The 20,193-nt window shown below is 64.8% G+C and carries 17 protein-coding genes and 1 pseudogene; 5 read left to right on the forward strand and 13 right to left on the reverse strand.

The window, feature by feature from the left end; all coding sequences use genetic code 11:
* Nucleotides 1–37 precede the first annotated feature (37 nt).
* Entirely contained in the window at nucleotides 38–2,386 is a 2,349-nt protein-coding gene (locus tag ACQR0W_RS30605) for a phosphocholine-specific phospholipase C (RefSeq protein WP_316171799.1), read from the reverse strand.
* Between the two features lie 211 nt (nucleotides 2,387–2,597).
* Here ACQR0W_RS30605 and ACQR0W_RS30610 point away from each other — a divergent pair, with 211 nt between their 5' ends.
* Nucleotides 2,598–3,428 (forward strand): MurR/RpiR family transcriptional regulator, encoded by an 831-nt coding sequence (locus ACQR0W_RS30610; RefSeq protein WP_316171800.1) that lies wholly within the window; start codon nucleotides 2,598–2,600, stop codon nucleotides 3,426–3,428.
* A 62-nt stretch (nucleotides 3,429–3,490) separates the two neighbouring features.
* Here ACQR0W_RS30610 and ACQR0W_RS30615 read toward each other — a convergent pair whose 3' ends face one another.
* From ACQR0W_RS30615 to ACQR0W_RS30650, 8 genes and pseudogenes are all read right to left on the reverse strand, one after another.
* Complete coding sequence (locus ACQR0W_RS30615) at nucleotides 3,491–6,133, reverse strand: TIGR02302 family protein (protein WP_316171801.1); 2,643 nt, start codon at nucleotides 6,131–6,133, stop codon at nucleotides 3,491–3,493.
* 947 nt (nucleotides 6,134–7,080) lie between these two features.
* The gene (locus tag ACQR0W_RS30620) at nucleotides 7,081–7,887 is read right to left on the reverse strand and encodes a hypothetical protein (protein ID WP_434840880.1); all 807 of its coding nucleotides are present in this window, start codon (nucleotides 7,885–7,887) and stop codon (nucleotides 7,081–7,083) included.
* A gap of 9 nt (nucleotides 7,888–7,896) precedes the next feature.
* A complete protein-coding gene (locus ACQR0W_RS30625; RefSeq protein WP_434840881.1) occupies nucleotides 7,897–9,138 on the reverse strand; it encodes an ATP-binding protein in 1,242 nt (413 codons plus the stop codon).
* A 186-nt stretch (nucleotides 9,139–9,324) separates the two neighbouring features.
* The gene (locus tag ACQR0W_RS30630) at nucleotides 9,325–9,756 is read right to left on the reverse strand and encodes a DUF488 domain-containing protein (RefSeq protein WP_316171803.1); all 432 of its coding nucleotides are present in this window, start codon (nucleotides 9,754–9,756) and stop codon (nucleotides 9,325–9,327) included.
* Nucleotides 9,756–10,391 carry a DUF488 domain-containing protein gene (locus tag ACQR0W_RS30635; protein WP_316171804.1) on the reverse strand — a complete coding sequence of 212 codons (636 nt, stop codon included), beginning with the start codon at nucleotides 10,389–10,391 and terminating at the stop codon, nucleotides 9,756–9,758. The genes ACQR0W_RS30630 and ACQR0W_RS30635 overlap by 1 nt, the downstream gene beginning before the upstream one ends.
* Before the next feature lie 7 nt (nucleotides 10,392–10,398).
* Nucleotides 10,399–11,100 carry a dual OB domain-containing protein gene (locus ACQR0W_RS30640; protein WP_316171806.1) on the reverse strand — a complete coding sequence of 234 codons (702 nt, stop codon included), beginning with the start codon at nucleotides 11,098–11,100 and terminating at the stop codon, nucleotides 10,399–10,401.
* A gap of 297 nt (nucleotides 11,101–11,397) precedes the next feature.
* Nucleotides 11,398–11,814: pseudogene (locus ACQR0W_RS30645) on the reverse strand (Asd/ArgC dimerization domain-containing protein); the annotation flags it as partial.
* Between the two features lie 102 nt (nucleotides 11,815–11,916).
* Entirely contained in the window at nucleotides 11,917–12,771 is an 855-nt protein-coding gene (locus ACQR0W_RS30650) for a LysR family transcriptional regulator (RefSeq protein WP_041751260.1), read from the reverse strand.
* A gap of 132 nt (nucleotides 12,772–12,903) precedes the next feature.
* Here ACQR0W_RS30650 and ACQR0W_RS30655 point away from each other — a divergent pair, with 132 nt between their 5' ends.
* Together ACQR0W_RS30655 and ACQR0W_RS30660 are read left to right on the forward strand one after the other, a co-directional pair.
* On the forward strand, nucleotides 12,904–13,890 hold the full coding sequence (locus tag ACQR0W_RS30655) for a zinc-dependent alcohol dehydrogenase family protein (protein ID WP_316171807.1): 987 nt from the start codon (nucleotides 12,904–12,906) through the stop codon (nucleotides 13,888–13,890).
* Between the two features lie 53 nt (nucleotides 13,891–13,943).
* Nucleotides 13,944–14,768, forward strand: coding sequence for an SDR family NAD(P)-dependent oxidoreductase (locus tag ACQR0W_RS30660; RefSeq protein ID WP_316171808.1), 825 nt, complete (start codon nucleotides 13,944–13,946; stop codon nucleotides 14,766–14,768).
* A gap of 99 nt (nucleotides 14,769–14,867) precedes the next feature.
* On the opposite strand, the gene argC is transcribed toward ACQR0W_RS30660, so the two are convergent.
* A complete protein-coding gene (argC, locus tag ACQR0W_RS30665; protein WP_316171809.1) occupies nucleotides 14,868–15,842 on the reverse strand; it encodes an N-acetyl-gamma-glutamyl-phosphate reductase in 975 nt (324 codons plus the stop codon).
* 104 nt (nucleotides 15,843–15,946) lie between these two features.
* Here argC and ACQR0W_RS30670 point away from each other — a divergent pair, with 104 nt between their 5' ends.
* Together ACQR0W_RS30670 and ACQR0W_RS30675 are read left to right on the forward strand one after the other, a co-directional pair.
* Nucleotides 15,947–16,261, forward strand: coding sequence for a hypothetical protein (locus ACQR0W_RS30670; protein ID WP_316171811.1), 315 nt, complete (start codon nucleotides 15,947–15,949; stop codon nucleotides 16,259–16,261).
* Nucleotides 16,262–16,282: 21 nt separating this feature from the next.
* Nucleotides 16,283–16,579 carry a HigA family addiction module antitoxin gene (locus tag ACQR0W_RS30675; RefSeq protein WP_315718139.1) on the forward strand — a complete coding sequence of 99 codons (297 nt, stop codon included), beginning with the start codon at nucleotides 16,283–16,285 and terminating at the stop codon, nucleotides 16,577–16,579.
* Nucleotides 16,580–16,853: 274 nt separating this feature from the next.
* Here ACQR0W_RS30675 and lysA read toward each other — a convergent pair whose 3' ends face one another.
* From lysA to argH, 3 genes are all read right to left on the reverse strand, one after another.
* Complete coding sequence (gene lysA / locus ACQR0W_RS30680; RefSeq protein WP_316171812.1) at nucleotides 16,854–18,119, reverse strand: diaminopimelate decarboxylase; 1,266 nt, start codon at nucleotides 18,117–18,119, stop codon at nucleotides 16,854–16,856.
* 276 nt (nucleotides 18,120–18,395) lie between these two features.
* Nucleotides 18,396–18,689: an LPS translocon maturation chaperone LptM gene (gene lptM / locus ACQR0W_RS30685; RefSeq protein ID WP_315718142.1), complete on the reverse strand. Its 294-nt coding sequence runs from the start codon at nucleotides 18,687–18,689 to the stop codon at nucleotides 18,396–18,398.
* Nucleotides 18,690–18,772: 83 nt separating this feature from the next.
* Nucleotides 18,773–20,164, reverse strand: coding sequence for an argininosuccinate lyase (gene argH / locus ACQR0W_RS30690; RefSeq protein ID WP_315718143.1), 1,392 nt, complete (start codon nucleotides 20,162–20,164; stop codon nucleotides 18,773–18,775).
* Nucleotides 20,165–20,193 lie beyond the last annotated feature (29 nt).

The following is a 20,193-nucleotide window of genomic DNA, read 5'->3' on the forward strand; positions in this document are numbered from 1 at the left end:
CCATGGGCGCCCTCTGCAAATCTCGTGGATGCATCGATCAGAAGCGGTCGGCCAGCGCCATGCCGGGATCGCTGAACGAGGGACGGCCGGTCTCGACATGTCCGGCGACGCGCCGGTAGAAGCTGTCGTCGGTGTCGCTGGTGACGACGAAGTCGTACCACAGGCCGGACTTGCGCAGATGCCAGTAGAGCTCGCTGTGGCGGCCGGGCGCAGACACCTTGACGGTCCACGACGTCGATGGGCCGCCATGGCTCGGTCCGGGGAAGAAGGTCGGTGCGCCAAAGCCGAAGCCGGGAGCATCGAAGTCGGGCGCCGACCGGAAGCCCGGCACCACGCCAAAACCCACCGGATGGAAGCCCGGGCGCGGACCGAAGCCGGGACATTGCGGCTCCAGCGCGGCCGAGACCGAGGCGGTGACGGCCTGCAACGGGCCATAGATCTCGTTGGACTTCACCGTGAAGCTCACGCGGGCATGGCCGTCGTGGCGCAGCTGCATGTGCAGGCCGCCCTCGAAGACGTTGTAGCCGACGAAGATCTCCGGGTTGGCGGCATTCGACGGCCTGACCTTGTCGAGGTCGCCCTTGAAATGACGATGGAAGCCGTTCGGGCCGAGCACCCAGAGATCATACAGGCCATCGCTGCCGACGCTCCATTCATCGTCGATCATCTTGCCGGCCTCGACGGTGTAGCGGCGCGGAATGAGATCGAGATGCTGCTTGTCGTAGACGTGAAACACGGCGCCGGCAAAGCCGGTGTTGGCGAACAGCAGCTTCACCTTGCCCGCGGCGGCGTCGACCTTCGCGGTGGCGTGCAGGATATAGGGCAGCGGGCGCGAATAGCGCGCGCCGCTCTCCTGAAACAACGGCTGCGGCGTCGCGGGCGCAACCGGCGCTGGCAACGTCTTCTGGTGCGCGTCCGAGGCCTGCCAGTTGCTCTGGTCGGGCAGCTCCGGAAAGCGCGGATCGTTCGGGCTGGCGAAATCGAACGCCGAGGTCAGATCGCCGGAGACGGCGCGGTGCCAGGGGCTGATGGCGTCGACCTTGATCGCAAAGCGCTTCTCGAGGAAGCGACCGATCGAGGTGTGGTCGAACACCTGCGAGTTGACCCAGCCGCCCTTGCTCCAAGGTGAAACGACATACATCGGCACCCGCGCGGAGAGGCCCCAGGGACGGATGTTGCCGCTGATGGTGTCGGTCGCAGTCAGCACGTTGCCGACGGTATTGGAGAAATACTCGCCGTCGAGCGGCAAGGTCGCCTTGCCCATCAGCTTGCCGTTGATGTCGTAGGACGGCACTGCGGGCGCCGGCAGATGATCGAAGAAGCCGTCATTCTCGTCGAAGGTCAGGAAGAAGACGGTCTGGCTCCAGACCTCGGGATTGGCGGTCAGGGCTTCCAGCACCTGGTCGGTGAAATTGCCGGCGCGGGTCGGGCTGCCGCCGCCGGGATGCTCGGAGTTGGCCTGCGTCGGCAGGATCCACGACACCTGCGGCAAGGTGCCGGCCATCACGTCGGCCTTCAGCCGGTCGAGATAATCCGGGCCGCCGGTCAGGCCGTGCACGTAGTTCGGATCGTTCGGCTGGGCATGACGGAAGCTGGAGAACGCCAGGCAGCCGTGCATCGCGCCGGTCCAGTTGTCGTTCATGTCCTGATAGATGTGCCAGCTGACGCCGGCCTTGTTCAGCAGATCGGGCAGCGTGTCCCAGGCGAAGTCGCTGCCGACATATTTGTAGGTCGCCTGCGGTTGCGGTTGGCCAGCCACCCAATTGTGCGGGTTCGGCCAGCAGCGCAGGTTGTTGGGCTCGGAATCGTTGGTGGTGGAGTTGATGCCCTGAGCGCGCAGCGCCGGATTGAAGTTGGAGCCCGACCAGAACACGATGCGGTTGGGATCGGTGCCGGTGGTGATCGAGGCGTGGTAGGCGTCGCAGATCGTGAACGCCTCGGCGAGCGCGAACTGGAACGGAATGTCGTCGCGGCCGAAATAGCCCATCGCATAGGGCGTCTTGTACTTCGCCCAATAGCCCATCTTGCCCTGATTCCACGCCGCCTGGCTGTCGCCGAAGGAGTGCGGCGTGCCGTAGCCGACCAGCGCGTTGGAGGTCGTGGAGTCGCGGTGATAGGGCGGAATCTCGCGGCTGCCGTCGGACTGGAACCAGACCGGCTTGCCGCTCTCCAGCGGGATCGGGAAGCGATCGCCGAAGCCGCGCACGCCGCGCAGCGTGCCGAAGTAGTGGTCGAAGGAGCGGTTCTCCTGCATCAGGATGACGATGTGCTTGACGTCCTGAATGGTGCCGGTCCGGCGCCGTGCCGGAATGGCCAGCGCCTGGCGGATGCTGGCGAAGGCAGCCGCCGCCGTGGCGCCTGCCAAGAAATCGCGACGTGTTGTCATGCTGATACGACCTTTTGAAATCTTGAAGAACGTATTCAGGGTTGGCGGGGCGATCCCGACCTGCTCCTGCGAACGTCCCTGGCGTATCAGCGCGACTTGACAGCGCTGTGAAATTTTTATTTACGAAATGAAACTGAATGAGATTTCCTCAGTATCGGGGCACAGCGTGACGGGATCGACCTTTCGTTCTGGGCCGGGCGTGAACGGCATCTTGTTTCGTATTCGGGAGCTGCAGAACGAGCTGCCGCCGAAAGCGCGGCAGATCGCGGAGCTGGTCATCGCCCGGCCGGAGCCGTTCATCCACATGTCGATCACCGAGGTCGCGGAAGCCTGCGGCGTGAGCGAGGGGACGATCGTGTCGTTCTGCCGGCGGGTCGGGGTGCGCGGGTTCCAGGAGCTCAAGATCATGCTGGCGCGCGACCTGATCGAGCCGGTCCGGCTGATCCAGGAGGACCTGCATCGCGGCGATGATCCGGCGACGGTGACGGACCACATCTTCGCGGCGCATGCCGCCTCGCTGCAGGAGACGCGGCGGCTGCTGTCGATGGACGCGCTGGCGCAGGCGGCGAAGCTGCTGCGCGAGGCGCGGCGCGTCGAGATCTACGGCATCGGGAGCTCGGCGCCGATTGCGCAGGACCTGTCGTACCGGTTGCTGCAGCTCGGGCTGGCGGCCAATGCGATCGTCGATTCGCATGTCCAGGCGGTCAGCGCCGGGATGACCGGGCCCGATGTCGCGACCGTCACCGTGTCGCATTCGGGCAGCACGGTCGAGACGGTGCTGGCGACGCGGCTGGCGCAGGCGGCGGGTGCGCGGACCATCGGCATCACCCGGCTCGGCAAGTCGCCGCTGGCGGCGCATTGCGAGGTGCTGCTCTACACCGTCGCCAACGAGACGCGCTACCGGCCGGAGGCGATGAGCAGCCGTGTCGCACAGCTCGCGATCATCGACACGCTGGTCAGCTGCTGCGCGCTGACCGACACCGAGCGCTCGGTCGACCGGCTGCAGCACGCGGCGCGCATCCTGTCCGAGAAGCGCTACTGAACTGCGCGGCCTCCGGTCAAAACGGTGAGCCACGGGGATGGTCTCCCGTGGCCGATCCATCCTCAATAGTCCTTCAGCAGCCGCTCGATGTAGTCGAGCTCGAGCTGCGGCCGCGACTGATCGCCGAGCCGGCGGCGCAGCTCCTCGAGGATGCGGCGGACGCGCTGCACGTCGATCTCGCCGGGAATCTTCTGCGAGAAATCGTCGATGTCGCGCCCCGGATGCATCGGACGTCCGAGCGGATCGGTCTGCTGCGCGCCCTGCTGGCGGCCGGCGCGCTGGCCGGGGCCGTCGCCGGGCTGGTCGCCGTCGCCCTGCTGCATCGCCTCGGCGAGGCTCTGTGCGCCCTTGCGCAGCGCGTCCAGCGCCTTGCCCTGCGATTCCACGGCGCCGTCGGCATTGTTGTCGCCGAGCTGGCTGCCGGCATCGCCCATCGCGCTGTCGGCATCGTCGAGCCCGTCGCCGGAATCGCCCTGGTCGCCTTGATCCCCCTGCTCGCCTTGCTGGCCGGGCTGCCCCTTCTGGCCTTTCTGACCCTTCTGTCCCTTTTCGCCCTGCTGGCCCATGCCACGCTTGGCGAGCTGGTCCTGCAACTGCTTCAGGCGGTCGCGCAGCGCCTGCTGGTCCTGCTGCAGGTCGCCCATGCCCTGGTCCTGGTCGCCCTGCTGCTTGTTGCGGTTGCGGCGCGAGTCCTGGCCCTGCTTGAAGGTCTTGTCGCGGAGCTGCTGCTGCTTGCGGATCATGTCGCCGAGCTCGTTGAGGGCCTGCTCCATGTCGTTGTCGCCGCCCTGGTTGGGCTGCGCCATCTGCAGGTTCTCCAGCATCTGCTGCAACTGCTCGAGCAGCTCGCGCGCGCCCTCCTTGTCGCCCTGCCGCGACAGCCGCTCCATGCGGTCGATCATGTTCTGCAGGTCCTGCTGGCGCAGGATCTTGGTGTTCTGATCGAGCGGCCGCTGCGCCATCTGCGGGTTGTTGCGCAATTGCTCGGCGAGCTGGCGCATGTAGTTGTCCATCGCCTTGCGCAGATCCTCGGCGAGCTTCTTGATCTCCTCGTCGCTGGCGCCGCGCTCCAGCGCCTGCTTCAGCGCGTCCTGGGCCGCGCGCAGCGCCTTGTCGACATCGGAGATGTTGCCGTCCTCGATGGTGACCGCGAGCGCCCACAGGCTCGCCACCACCTCGCGCAGCGCATCGTCGGTGCGCGCGGCCTCGAGCTGGCGGGTCACCGAGCGCAGGCCGAGATACTGGCCGAGTTCGGGCGTGAACAGCTCCGGCGCGATCGCCAGCGCGTCGAGCGCGGTGAACACGTCGGCGTTGCGGTTGCCGTCGAGCGCCAGCAGGCGCCGCTGCTCGATCAGCGCCCGCGCCAGTGGCTTGGTGAACAGCCGCTCCGGCAGCCTGGTCTCGAACGGCTCGCTGGTGCCCTCGTTGCCGGCCTCGTCCTTGGCCGTCAGCGTGAGCGTGACGTCGGCGCCGGCGTAGGGGTCCTCGCTGAGATCCTTGACGGTCTGGCCGACGCCGTTGCGGGTGCGCGCGTTCGGCAGCACCAGCGGAAACTCCGGCGGCTGGAACAGCGGGCGTGCGGCGGGCGCGTCGGCCGTCTTGCTTTCGTTGCTCTCGGCAGCCTTGCTTTCGACAGGCCGCGCAGCGACCTTGGCGCGGGCTTCGGTGACGCCGTAATCATCCTCGAGCTTGTAGGACAGCTTCAGCGAGCCGCGCGCCTGCCGCTCGGGGTCCTTGGCCATGCTGATGACCGGCGGCTTGTCCGGCGTCGCGGCGAACACCCATTGCGGCTGCCCAGCGGGCGCGCGGACGTGGACGGTGCCGTCGGTCTTGATCGTGTAGTGCTTCTCGGTGGTGCCCTTCGGCGCCGCCTCGCCGGCCGCGACCTCGCCGGGCGCCGCCTCGGCGACGCCGCCTGACGTGATGATGTCGAGATTGCCGCCGCTGGAACGCACGATCAGCGTCGAGCCCTGGGGCACCACGATCGGGCCGCTCGACGGCACCGCGCCTTCCTTGTTGGCGGCGGACAGGATGATCGGCGGCTTCGCGGTGTAGAGCGGCGGCTTGACCCAGGCATCGACCCGGACCGTGACCGGCGTCAGCACGCCGTTCCAGTCGAACGCCGAGGCCACGCGCAGTGCCCGCTCGTCGCCGGCCGCGATAGAGGTCGCGACCAAGAGCACGATCACCAGCGCGCGCACCGCCCAGGGGTCGTGCAGCGACAGCCGCGGCCGCGGCGTGCCGGCGCGGATGCGCTTGATCGAGGCCAAGGTGCGCTCGCGCTGCGCCTGCCACAGCGCGTGCGCGATCGGATCCTTGGTGGAGAGCGTGTCGGTGAGCGCGGTGGCGGGGCGATGGGCGATGCCCGAGCCGCGATCGAGCCGCGCCAGGCCCTCGTCGCGGGTCGGCCAGCGATATCTAAGCATCGGCACGGCGGCGCCGAGCAGGAGCAGCAGAAACAGCCCGACGCCGATCATGCGGACCGCGAACGGCAGCCCGAGCCAGAGGCCGGCCCACGAGACGATCAGGAAAAGACCGACCACCGTGAGCAGCCGGGCGAGATGCGGCCAGCCGCGCTCCCAGGCGATGGCGAGACGCGCCCGCTTCAGCGCCTGCGCCAGCTTGAGCCGCGCCAGGCCATCATGCGCAGGGCCATCGGGCGTGCTGCTTGCCGGACCGGCCGGCTCGGGGGTGATGCCGCTCAACAATCTCTCCAGGTTGCCCGGATGTTCACCCTAGCACAAAGGCAGCCGTGAGGCACCCGCTCTGCGCGGGCTTTCCCGCCGCCAGCCGCGGTTCACACGGGAGTGTGACCGGCCGGGTTCCCGGGGAGTTACGGGCCACCCCGCTGCCAACACCTGCGTCCTCCCCAACGACAGCGCGGCCCAACGCACGCCGCCCACCCCAATCTCCGTCATTGCGAGCGACGCGAAGCAATCCAGGGTGGTGGGCGGGACTCTGGATTGCTTCCGCCTTCGCCCGATGGGCTTCGGCGGACACGTCGCTCCGCTCGCAATGACGCAAGGGGCGAGATCGCGACCCAAACTCCCAAGCAACGCGCAGAGAAAGCAAGCCAAGACTCATCGCTCCCGCGACGCGATCCGCGCCCGAGTGATGCCCGCCATCTCACCCTCCTCGAACAGAGGGCGCAGGGAAGACCGGGCGCCGGCCGGCGCCCATGGTCCGCGTGCAACAAAAAGCACGCGGCAGAACCACAGGCTCAGCCGAGATCACCCGGCCTTCCCTGCGCGATGGTGTTACGACTTATACGCGCTCTTCCCGGGGACCGGCTTGTTGGCCCCGTCGCGGACGACACGTCATCGCCCACTTGGCATCAGCACCGGGATGCCAGAACCACGCGACTTCCTCGTCGCACCGGGATCGTTCGTCCGCGCGAGCAAGCCCACGCTGCGTCCCCATGCGCCCACCGCATCCCGCACCCGACGTCCGTGACGATCGCGAAGCGCCCCCTCAGCGGGACGGGATGTCGGGAGTAGATCATGATTTCGGATAAAGCGCAAGAAGAAAGTATGTCATATTTTCTGCGTGGCACGATTCCTCAAATCACTCTGGGCTTCATCGGCATGATCGGCGCGGGCATGTAGCTGGCACCTTCAGAAAACAGCATCCAGGACCAACGCGCGCGGCAGAATCACGGCGGCGGCGGCGCATTACCCGACTTGTCTGATCGCTTAGGTCCACCTTTATTTGGTTCTTCAGTAGACTCGCCGATGCTCTCCCCAAGATCAAGCGCCTCGCTCTTGAGCACGGACGCCTTCAATTCAGCGATACGCGTCTCAATCTCCTCAGCCGAGACTTCAATACGAAGCTGATCTTGAACAAATTTCAGCCTGCCCTCCGCGTCACGAAGCAGCTCGGCCCAGGACTTCACCCACACTTTGTGGCTTGGCTTATCGATGAAAAGCCCAACAGCTCTATTCTCCTGGGTGATACGCTCCTTCACAACGTCATCGTAATCAGTAGTTACCAAGTAAAAATTCCAGCTAATAGACGTGTTGATAAAGTCCGGCTGCGCTAAGATTGCGTTCACATAGTCTTCCAATTGATCGAGCTCCTTGCGACCTATCGTAAGCGATGGGCGCTTTAGCTCGATCAAGAGAAATTCGCGTTGATTTTCGTCCCCACGCGGAACGAGGCGTCCCATAAATGAATCTATCCTGCCGATTTTTCCGTCGGGCTTTCTTCCTTTTGCTCCTTTGGCGCGCTTGAGAGACAATTCCTCGGACACGCGTTGCATAATTTTCGTGAGGCCGGCCTCTGGCATCGTGAAGTGAAATCCCTCGCCGAACAGCCAGGTATTGTCTCGCACGAGCACGTCGAGTTCACCTCGCTCCTTAATGGTTCGACGGTGCTTCGGTTCAAATACGATTTCCGTAAGCACCTTGAGTGCCACGATGCGGCTTGCAACGAGGTTGGACGCCGCAATGATGTTGCCCAACTCCGTTCTCTAAAGGAGCTGCGAGAATTCATCTTGCCGCACTTTTGGTAGATTGAATACGGCTTTCAGGATGCGCGACACCGACTCCGGATTATTCCTTACCGCCTCCCGCAGAAGCCCTAGAGTGATCTTTCGTGTCGGATTGTCAGCCTTCTTAAATTCGCGCGAATAGGAGGCGACTGCATGGGTGGTTATATCGAATACTTGGCGCTCACGACGCTCGACTTCGTCCTTTGGTTCTCCCTCATATGGATAAACGCCCGCGCTCATCAGCTCCTTGATTAGTTCGCCGGATTTTTCGGCTTGCCTGAATCGGAAATAATCCGTCAGCTTGTCTCGAATATGGTCGAGGACACGAGCGAAATCCGGGTCCGTTAGACCATCGAACTCAAGCAGATTGGCGTTGGCGATCTCATTGAAGAACGGGTTATACGCGTAGGCCGAAAACACGAACTCCGGTGCAGTAACATTCGCGGGCAACGAGCCGAGAACAACTCCGCTCTCTCCGCCAAAATATATTTTTCTCGCTGGGGCGTGCGACTTCCATTCGATCACGCGCAGAGTGAGGTCCTTTACAATACGGCCCGGGCAGACGATAGCCTGATTTGGAAACTCATGAGACCGTTCAATAGCGCGCTTTGGATCAACTGATTTACTGTCGTATATGATCTCAACGTCCGGATACTGAAGGATATATGGCGCGAAGATTGAGTCGAATTCCGCGCGTGCCTCATCGCCGGTAAGCCAATCGAAAGTGTCCTTAAGAGGAGCGAGTTGTACGATAGTTCCCGTGCTGGAAGTCGCATCTATAGGAATAGGATCGGATACATTGCTGATTTCTAGTCGATCTGCGTCGATATCAATCGTTAGTTTGAACAGCGTCTTGTTCTGTTCGTATGTCGAATCCCAATGCGCGCGTTGGGCCAACGAGAAGAACCGTAATCGACCTTGCCCCTCCTTGCCATGGATCGCGCGCGAAAGGACGGGCGTCCGAGCATTCGCTCGCTTCCAAGACTCACCGAGGCTCTCGAAATCATGTTCGGCTCTCTCTCGGCTGATACCCGTCCCGTTATCACGAATGATGATGCTCTCTAAGCCGCCCAAAGCGTTCCGTTCGAATTCGACGGAGGTTCGTTTTGCATCGGCGTCAAGAGCATTCCAGACGAACTCTGAAATCGCCTTCACGTGATCATGGGTACTCGCCACCTTTTGCAGGTGGTCATGTTTGGCCTTGAGAGTTAGCAGGACCATTTTCGACCATTACGGATGGGGGGGCAGCAAAATGTAGCGATCAAATGTCACGCCATACTGGACTTCAAGCGTCTATCGGTAAGAGGCGAGACAGGAGGAGATCCTCTCTTCCGCATTCCTCCCAAAACCTCGTCAACGCATTCGTTGCGGAATTCCGGTGAGAGCGCCTCGTCGCTATTAGCACCGCTAAAGATGCTCGATCTCTACGTCCTCCCATTTTTCTTTGAGGTATTCAGCCACGAGTCGACGGTGGCAATGGTGCGGCTTGTCTTCGCTGCACAACAAGCAGCCACCGTCCAATCGAGAGCGATCAATGTTCTCAATCTTCCGTCGAGCCATAAGATCGAGAAATCTTTCTGCATAGGCAGCCCATGATCCCTTGGCCTTTTTGTATTGGTCCAGCATCTCTTGCGTGGGCGCCAATTCGGATAGGTGCTCGTAGCCAATCCCTGATATTGACTTGGCAAAGAAACAAAGATCATCCCTCTTTGCGAATCCCGCCAACTGTGAAACATTGTTTAAGCGGACATCAATCAGCTTCTTGACATGCGCGCGCGAAAGCCTCTTGAAGAATGATTCTGCCGATGTTTTGGTAAAACCAATTGTAAAAAGCTTCATTAGGTGCCCCCGGCGTATTTTTGATCAACACTCGCCGGCATCGACGACTCTGGTGACTGTTCACGATATGCAATCTCCCTTCCCTGTCGTGCAAATGCTTCGCTTACGACCGTGTCATCGGTTCGGAACATATCCCGGCCAGGAACCCGCAACATCGTGACCAACCGATCAATGGTACGCGCGTGATCCTCGACGCTGCCATTCGCAAGTATATGCTTGATCGGCGTCCCGCCTTCAAACAACGTCCGCGAGACAAGAATGGTGCGGTGGCACTCTAACGGTTCTTTTTCGGCGCACATGAGAGCCAATCTGTAACGTTGCGCACCGTCCTTTACTCTTTGGATTCCACGCTTGAATAGCTCGGTTCGTGCCAGAAGATCGTACTGGACCTGACCATTACGGTAGCAACTCTTATCCTCGCTGCGCGCCCCTAGCTCGGCACCGAGAAAGACATAGGCAATGTCCGCTTCCCGCAAGGCCTTCTTGAGCGGCTCGCGGTTGAACTGAGGGTTCATGCGGCTGTAAGGCCGGGAACGTACGTCGCCGACCGCCGTGATGCCATGCCCCTTCAGCAGAGCGATCAGTTTCTCGATCGTGTGCGTTGAGTGCCCAATCGTATATACCGCGTCGACCATGCCTAGCCTATATCCGGTCGGGTGTGATGACGGCTGCTACCAATTTCGTGGCCGAGCCGTTCAGGATTTCAGCCAGACTAACACAGAGACGCGATCCGTCCACAGCGTATGAACCATTTGGTTTTGCAAAGTATTTTGTCTCAATCCAAGGATCGGTCACGACGAAATTGTAATCGGTTCCATTCAGTTTGAACTTCGCCCGTACCTTTCGCACGGTGCCGCCGCCGAACTTCGATTCTTCACCGACCACAAGTTCAAGTTGAGAGGGCTCGATAAGAAGCAGAGACCCGTCGAGAGTCTTCGCCGTTGCTTCGTCGACTTTGTCGTTTAGCCCATGAAAGCTGTGATCGCCATCCGACCACAGCGGTCCCGAGACGTTATCTGTCGCCTCAACAATCTGAGCCCAAGTTGCGCGTCCCTGGTTGGTCCAGTAGAAGCCAGCGTCAATTTGATGGTTCTCGGTCTGATGATCGCTTGGGGCAGCGGCGCTCATCGGTATGCGCACGATGTCGAGCAGGTCTGCCGCGACACCGTCCTTATATTTAGCATCTCTCTCCGAAATAGCGTTACCGTGCTTCGCATCGATCGGCCGCACCCAATCGCCCATTTGGCCGGCATCTAATTCCTTGCCAGCGATACACGCCCCACCTGGTCTGCGGGAATTGGCGAGGCACAAAATGGTTTTTGCGTAGTTTGGCGCCTGCGACATGAATATAGTCCTTACCCGAAATGGTCGAAAATATTGAAAAGCACACGCAAAGATTTAATCATGCATTTCGGAATGGCAACCGTCAAATGCGCAGCTTGCCTTTCCGAATTGGACGGTGGTCGCTGGGCTTTATCCGCATCGCCCCTTAGGGTTAGGCCAACCGCCCGAAACCTACGGCCCAATGGGTGGGACTGGGGACACACAAACCATTAGCCGAAGGCGGCGCACAAAATAGGAAGAGGCGTCGTTCGACGGCGGCACACTCCTGCACCGTGACGGTAACGCTCACCCTCGCCCTCACGGCCAAACCGGCACCCCGTCCAGACCCGCCGTCCCCTCCAGCCCGCACATCAAATTCGCATTCTGCACCGCCTGCCCGGCGGCGCCCTTGCCGAGATTGTCGACCACGCCAAGCGCGATCACCAGGTTGCGGTCGGGGTCGGCGGCGTAGCTGACGAAGGCGAGGTTGGAGCCGGTGGCCCATTTGGTCTGCGGCGGCGTGTCGGTGACGCGGACGAAGGCGCTGTTTGCGTAGAAGCGGCGGGCGGCGTCGAGGCATTGCGCCGTCGTGGCGCGGCCGCGGGCGTAGATGGTGGCGAGGATGCCGCGGGTCATCGGCACCAGATGCGGCGTGAACACGAGGCCGGCGGCGCTGCCGCCGCTGAGGCGCGCGATGGTGCTTTCGATCTCGGGCATGTGGACGTGCCGGAGCAGGGGTTACGGGGGTTACGGTGACACTGCACAAAACTCGAGACACGCGGGGGACGAGATCCAGAGCGCCGACGAGATCGAGAGCGCCGCAGTGTCAAACGCATCTCACGCGGACGCCAGTTGCGAGATGACGAGGTCGAGCAGCGCCCGCAGCCGGGCGAGCCGGCGCAGATCGCGGTGATAGCCGACATAGGTGTCCCGCCCCGGCGGCTGCTCGCCGATGTCGACGGGCCGCAGGCCCGGCGTCGCGTCGCCGAGCGGCCGGGGCAGCACGGCGAGGCCCGCGCCTTGCGCCGATAGCATGGCCTGAACGTCGCGGTTGTTGCTGCGCATCGCGACCTCGGCCTTCGGCAGTCGCTTCGCCAGCCAGCGCGCATCGGGCATGTCGGCGAAGGCCGTGTCCATGGTGACGACCCTGATCCCCTGGCCATCGCCCTCCACGGCCTGCGGGCCGTCGAGCGGGCCGTACACGGCATAGGGGATGTGCAGGAGCCGGCGCGAGATCACCTCCGGCTCGTCGAACGCGCGGATGCGAAACACGAGATCGGCCTCGCGGCGGGGAAGACTGTAGAGCCGCGCGTCGGTCAAGAGCTCGACACAGACGCGCGGGTGCAGCCGGCCGAATTCGGCCAGAACCGGCGTCAGCATCAGGCGGCCGAACCAATCCGACGACGAGATCCTGAGAAAACCGTCGAGCTGCGCCTGCGCGCCCGCCAGGCGCCGCTCGAACGCGAGCGCCTCCTCCTCCATCCGCTCGGCGTGGGCCAACACCGCCGTGCCCTCGTGGGTCAGCACGAAGCCTTCGGCCGTGCGCTGAAACAGCGTCTGGCTCACGGCCGCTTCGAGCGCCGCCAGGCGGCGTCCCATGGTCGGCTGAGACAGGCCGAGCCGGCGCGCGGCCGCGCCGAGCGTGCCCTCGCGCGCGATGGCGAGGAAGATCCGCAGGTCGCTCCACTCCATGCGAGGCCTTTCGACGACGGGGGCGACGGACACGAGGCATCCATTCAGAACTGAATGAATTGCATGCTGATACGATGATGTCCATTCACGATACGAACGCCGATGATGCCGCCATCACAACAGGAGGTCGCCATGACCATCTCGATGAAGGCTGCCATTCTCCACGAAACCGGCGCGCCGCTCCGCGTCACCGCGATCAGCCGCCCCGCGCCGGGACGCGGCGAGGTCCTCGTCCGCATCGCCGCGGCCGGCACCAACCCGCTCGATACCAAGATCCATGCCGGCCAGGCCGCGCATGCCAGGCAACCGGCTCCCGCCATCCTCGGCCTGGACATGGCCGGCACGGTCGAGGCCACGGGCGAAGGCGTCACCCGGTTTCGTCCGGGCGACGAGGTCTACGGCATGGTCGGCGGGGTCGGCGGCCACCCGGGAACGCTGGCCGAATATGTCAGCGCCGACGCGGATCTGCTCGCGGCCAAGCCGGCGAACCTCAGCATGCGCGAGGCGGCCATCCTGCCGCTGGTGACGATCACGGCCTGGGAAGGTCTGGTCGATCGCGTCGGCATCCGGCCGGGACAGACGCTGCTCGTCCTGGGCGGCGCCGGCGGTGTCGGTCACATCGTCGTCCAGCTCGGCCTCGCCTTCGGCGCAACGGTTTTCGCAACGGGAAGTCCAGAGAGCCGGCCGGTGATCGAGCGCCTGGGCGCTGTTTTCATCGACCGCAACGAACCGATCGCCGACGCCGTCGAGCGCATCACGGCGGGCCGCGGCTTCGACATCGTCTACGACACGGTCGGCGCGCTCGACACAGCCTTCGCCGCGGTCGCGCGGTTCGGCCATGTCACCTCGTCGCTGGGCTGGGGCACCCATCCGCTGGCGCCGCTGTCGTTCAAGGGCGGCACCTATTCCGGCGTCTTCACGCTGCTGCCGCTGCTCGAAGGCAAGGGACGGCGGCATCACGGCGAGATCCTCGCCCAGGCCGCACAGCTGGTGGAATCCGGCAAGCTCACGCCGCTGCTCGACTCGCGCCGGTTCGCCCTCGAGGACGTCGGTGCGGCCTATGACGCGCTCAAGACGGGCGGCACCGGCAAGATCGCCATCGACATCGCGACGGCATGAGCCGGCGCGACCCACGAGCCTCACACGCAACGGCAATATCGAGGAATAGTCCGATGAGAGTCTGGTTCATCACAGGGGCCTCGCGCGGCTTCGGCGCGCTGGTCGCGCAGCAGGCGCTGGACAGAGGCGACGCCGTCGTGGCGACCGCCCGCAATCCGAAGGCGATCGTCGATCGCATCGGGGCGCATCCCGACCTCCTGGCCCTCGCGCTCGACGTGACCAGGGAGAGCGAGGCGGTCGCGGCGGCGCAGGCGGCGATCGACCGCTTCGGCAGGATCGACGTGCTCCTCAACAACGCCGGCTTCGGCCTGATGGGCGCGGTCGAGGAAACCAGCCAAGAGGAGATCGAGGCCGTCTTCCGCACCAACGTGTTCGGACTCCTGGCCGTCACCCGCGCCATTCTGCCCCACATGCGCAAGGCACGGTCCGGCCGCATCCTCAACATCTCGTCGATCGGCGGCTATCGCGGCTCGGCCGGCTTCGGCGTCTATGGCGCGACCAAGTTCGCCGTCGAGGCGTTGTCGGAGGCGATGCGCGCCGAGCTCAGGCCGCTCGGCATCCATGTGACGGCGATCGAGCCGGGCTACTTCCGGACCGACTTCATGGACGCCTCGTCGTTGAAGGTCAGCCGCATCGTGATCCCCGATTACAGCGCGACGGCAGGTCGGGTCCGCGCGAACGCCGGCACCGTCAACGGCGCCCAGCCCGGCGATCCCGACAAGCTCGCGCGGGTGCTCGTCGACTTCGCCGGCGAGCCCGACCCGCCGGTGCGGTTACCACTGGGGGCCGACACCGTCGCGGCGATCGAGGCGAAGCACGCCTCCGACGCCGCCATCATCGCCCGATGGCGCGAGGTCGCGCTCTCGACGGGCTTCTGAGTGGGGGCCACGGTGACGGTGCACCGGATCAAACGCTGAGGAGAGACGCCGTTTGATCACCCGTGCCGTCTCCCGCTGCTGTGACAATCGCGGCCGACCTCACGGCCAGACCGGCGCCCCCTCCAGCCCCGCGGTCTCCGGCAGCCCGCACATCAGGTTCGCATTCTGCACTGCCTGCCCGGCTGCGCCCTTGCCGAGATTGTCGACGACGCCGAGCGCGATCACCAGGTTGCGCTCGGGGTCGGCGGCGTAGCTGACGAAGGCGAGGTTGGAGCCGGTGGCCCATTTGGTCTGCGGCGGCTTGTCGGTGACGCGGACGAAGGCGCTGTCGGCGTAGAAGCGGCGGGCGGCGTCGAGGCACTGCGCGGTGGTGGCGCGGCCGCGGGCGTAAATGGTGGCGAGAATGCCGCGGGTCATCGGCACCAGATGCGGCGTGAACACGAGGCCGGCGGCGCTGCCGCCGCCGATCCGCGCGATCGTGCTGATGATCTCGGGCATGTGGACGTGTTTGAGCAGGCCGTAGGGGATCAGGTTCTCGTTGCTCTCGGCGTAGCCGAAGCCTGTGCCGCCGCCGCGGCCGGCGCCGGAGATGCCGGTCTTGGCGTCGATCACGATGTTGTCGGGCGAGATCAGTTTGTCGGCGAGCAGCGGCGCCAGCGGAGTCAGCGCTGCCGCGGGGAAGCAACCGGGATTGGCGATGCGGGTCTTGCCCGCGATCTCCCTGGGCCAGACGTCGGCGAGGCCGTAGGTCCAGCCGTCGGCGTAGCGGTGGTCGCCGCCGATGTCGACGATCTTCACGCTGCTTGGCACGCGCGCCAGCGCCTCCCGCGAGGCGCCGGTGGGCAGCGAGGCGAACAGCACGTCGAGCTGCGGCAGGCGCGCGGGGTCCCACTTCTCGATCACGAGATCGGCGAGCCTGGCCGGCACGCCGGGGAAGCGCTCCGCCAGCCGCTGGCCTGCGCTGCCCTCGCCCGCGGCGTAGACCAGCTCGAACGCCGGATGCCCCGCGACCAGGCGCATCGCCTCGCCGCCGCCAAAACCGCTGATCCCGACAATGCCGACGCGAATGCTCATGGGGGTGTCCTGATGTGGAGTGGAGAAGCGAGTTGAGTAAGATACGAGCGGGCGGAGACATATGCGATGGCCCCGCTCCCGCCCGCAAGTGGTGACGTCCGACAATGAGCACCATCGACCCCACGCGATACAAGCTCTTCGATCGAATGGCCGGCGGGCTCTTTCAGGGAACTGCCAAAGTCTTCTCATCAGAAGAGCGGCTTGGCGTCTTCCTGATCGAGTTCTTCAGGGACGACGAGCTCGAACCACTGCTGGCTGAGCTCCGGGACATTGCAGCGATGGAGATGAGCGACCAGGACTGGGAAACCTATTGGTGGCGTAGCCCGGCTCAGAGCGTCCCCCGGGATGCCAAGGCGAGCCACCGGTTGCTGGAGGCTGTCATGGACGCAATTTCCACCGCAATTTCAGGCCGGGCGTAGCCAACGAACACGAGAGCGCAGATGGCGAAGAAACTGCCGCCGGTTCATCCCGGTGAAATCCTGCGGGAAGAGTTCCTCGTCCCGCTCAAGCTCACGCCCTATGCGGTCGCGGCCGCGCTGAACGCGCCGCGCACGCGGATCGAGCGCATTGCGCGCGAAGAGAAACCCGTGACGGCCGACACCGCGCTGCGGCTCGGCAAATTCTTCAAGACCGGCGATGCATTCTGGATGAACATGCAGGCCCGTTTCGATCTCGAAACAGCGGAAGACATGCTCGCGCCCGACATCGAGAAGATCGAGGCTTACGAAGCGGTATGAGCGCCAACTAGGCGGAAGAGCGCGACTTCGAGATCAACCCGCAGTCACCCTCCCCTGGAGGGGGAGGGTCGGCTCATAGGCGCGAAGCGCATGTGGGCCGGGGTGGGGTGATCTCTCGACGCCCACCGATGCCAGTGGAGAGATCACCCCACCCCGCTCGCCCGCTTCGCGCGCGATCGACCCTCCCCCTCCAGGGGAGGGTGAGACTGAGATCGCGGAGCCTTCCGTCATCGGCACGCTGGCGATTAGAGCAGGATTGCGCGTCAGCCCGCCCTCACAACCACGGCGCCGGTGTATCCATCGCGATCAGCTGCTCGACCTCGATGCGCGGGCGGATCACCGCGGACTGGTCGCCCTTGACCAGCACCTCGGGAACCAGCGCGCGGGTGTTGTAGGTGCAGGCCTGGACGGCGCCGTAGGCGCCTGATGTCATGATGGCGAGGAGATCGCCCGGCTTGGGCTCGGGCAGCGTGCGGTCGAGCGCAAGGTAGTCGCCGCTCTCGCAGACCGGGCCGACGACGTCGGCTATGAAGGACGGCGCACCCGGCGCGGGCTGGACCACCGGCAGGATGTCGTGATGCGCCTCATAGAGCGTCGGGCGGATCAGGTCGTTCATCGCGGCGTCGATGATGACGAAGTTCTTGGCCTCGCCGTGCTTCACGTAGATCACCTTGGCGACGAGGATGCCGGCATTGCCGACGATCATCCGTCCCGGCTCGAACATCAGGGTGCAGCCGAGATTGTGGCTGACGCGCTTGACCATCGCGGCATAGGCGGCGGGCTCCGGCGGCACCGCGCGGTCCATGTGATAGGGGATGCCGAGGCCGCCGCCGAAATCGACATGGGAGATGTCGTGGCCGTCGGCGCGCAGCGTCTGCACGAAGTCGGCGAGGATGCGGAACGCCGTCTCCATCGGGCCGAGATCGGTGATCTGGCTGCCGATATGGACGTCGACGCCGGTGACCTTGATGCCCTGCATCTTCGCCGCGCGGGCGTAGACGCGGCGCGCGTGCTCCAGCGGGATGCCGAACTTGTTCTCCGACTTGCCGGTCGAGATCTTGGCGTGGGTGCCGGCATCGACATCCGGGTTGACGCGCACGGAGATGCGGGCGGTGTGGCCGGTCTCGACCGCGAGGCGCGCCAGCAGATCGAGCTCGGGCTCGGATTCGATGTTGAGGCAGTGGATGTCGGCCGCGAGCGCGGCGCGCAGCTCGGCCTCGGTCTTGCCGACGCCGGAGAACACGATCTTGCGCGAGGGGATGCCGGCCGCCAGCGCGCGCTTCAGCTCGCCGCCGGAGACGACGTCGGCGCCGGCGCCGAGCTTGGCGAGCGTGCGCAGCACCGACTGGTTGGAGTTGGCCTTCATCGCGTAGCAGATCAGCACGTCCTGGCCGGCGAAGGCGTCCGCGAACACGCGGTAGTGCCGCTCCAGCGTGGCGGTGGAGTAGCAGTAGAACGGGGTGCCGACGGTGGCGGCGAGCTCGGCGAGATTGACGGCCTCGGCGTGCAGCACGCCGTCGCGGTAGTCGAAGTGGTTCATGGGTCAGGTCCGCGCACGGGGCCGCGAGAAGGTTGATTGTGGCGGCGAATTGCCGGGAAATGGGTCGGATTGTCAAACCCGCGCTGCCACCCTCCCCTGGAGGGGGAGGGTCGATCGCACGCGAAGCGGGCGAGCGGGGTGGGGTGAAGCCGCGAGGACGGTGCGCGTGGAGAGATCGCCCCACCCCGCCTCACGCTTCGCTGCGCTCACCGTGAGGCGACCCTCCCCCTCCAGGGGAGGGGGGCATCGAGCGCTGATCGAGAGGGAGTTCGAGCTCTATTTGCTGTCGAGCAGCGGGTCGAGGATGAAGGGTTTCTTCTGGCCGCGGGTGGCGGCCGGGGCGGCGTCGGCGCCGTAGCCGGAGTTGAACAGGCCGGGCTTGTTGGCGGCATCCGTCGCGGTGTCGGCGGGAGCGGCCGACATCTGCGGCGCCGGCGGGGAGTTGGCCGGCAGGTCCAACGGACCCTTGCGGCCGCAGGCGGCCAGCAGAAGGGCTGAAGCGCCCAGGACGAGCAGGACCCGGGCGGCGGAGGTTGGACGGCGAGCGCGATTCACGTGTGAAATCCCCATGCGGGCGGCACCATACAGAGAATGCACCGGCCTGACGAGTGCGGGAGTGCCACGCCGGGCCGATCAAATTTCGAACGGGAGCCCTACTTTCGCTGTTTTTCCAGCCGCTTCAGCCAGGCTTTGGCCTGCGCGGCCACGTTCTTCGGCGCGGTGCCGCCGTAGCTGGTGCGGCTCTTCACCGAGGACTCGACCGAGAGCACGCCGAGCACCTCGGCTGATATCTTCGGCTCGACCTCCTGCATCGCCTTCAGCGGCAGCTCGTGCAGGGCGACGCCCTGCTTGGCGGCCAAGGCCACGATCCGGCCCGTGACGTGATGGGCCTCGCGGAACGGCATCTTGAGCGTGCGCACCAGCCAGTCGGCGAGGTCGGTCGCCGTCGCATAGCCCTCGCCGGCTGCGGCCTTCATGCGGGCCTCGTCCGGCACGAGGTCGAGCGCCATGCCGGTCATGGCGCGGATGGCGAGCGACAGCGCCGCGAACGCCTCCATCGCGCCCTGCTTATCCTCCTGCATGTCCTTCTGATAGGCGAGCGGCAGGCCCTTCATGACGATCAGGAGCCCGTTCAGCGCGCCGATGACGCGGCCGGTCTTGGCGCGCACCAGCTCGGCGGCGTCCGGGTTGCGCTTCTGCGGCATGATCGAGGAGCCGGTGGTGAACTTGTCCGACAGCTTGATCAGGCCGACCAAAGGCGAGGTCCAGATCACGATCTCCTCGGCGAAGCGCGACAGATGCACGGCGCAGATCGAGGCGGCCGACAGGGTCTCCAGCACGAAGTCGCGGTCGGACACGGCGTCGAGCGAATTGGCCATCGGGCGCTCGAAGCCGAGCGCCTCGGCGGTGGCGTGGCGATCGATCGGGAACGAGGTGCCGGCGAGCGCGGCGGCCCCCAGCGGCGATTCATTGAGCCGCTTGCGGGCATCGAGGAAGCGGCCGCGGTCGCGCCCGGCCATCTCGACATAGGCCAGCAGATGGTGGCCGAAGGTGACGGGCTGGGCGGTCTGCAGATGGGTGAAGCCGGGCATGACCGTGCCAGCGTATTCGAGCGCGCGGGTGGCGAGCGCGTGCTGGTAGGCGGCGAGCGCCGCGTCGATGTCGTCGATGGTGTCGCGGACGAACAGGCGGAAGTCGGTCGCGACCTGGTCGTTGCGCGAGCGCGCGGTGTGCAGGCGGCCGGCGGCGGGGCCGATCAGCTCGGAGAGCCGGCTCTCGACATTCATATGGATGTCTTCCAGGGCCCGCTTGAACTCGAACGAACCCTTGGTGATCTCTGACAAAATCGTGTCTAGACCCTTAGCCATATTTTTCGCATCACCCGCGGTGATGATGCCCTGGGCGGCGAGCATGGCGGCGTGCGCCTTGGAAGCGGCGATATCCTGCGCGTAAAGGTGGCGATCGACGTCGATCGAGACGTTGATGTCCTCCATGATCTCGTCGGGACGCTCCGAGAACCGTCCGCCCCACATCGTGTTGCTCATGCCTGAACCGCTTCCAAGACCTTGCTGAC

Origin of the sequence: Bradyrhizobium sp. HKCCYLRH1034 (genome assembly GCF_051168375.1) — a bacterium.
GTDB lineage: Bacteria > Pseudomonadota > Alphaproteobacteria > Rhizobiales > Xanthobacteraceae > Bradyrhizobium.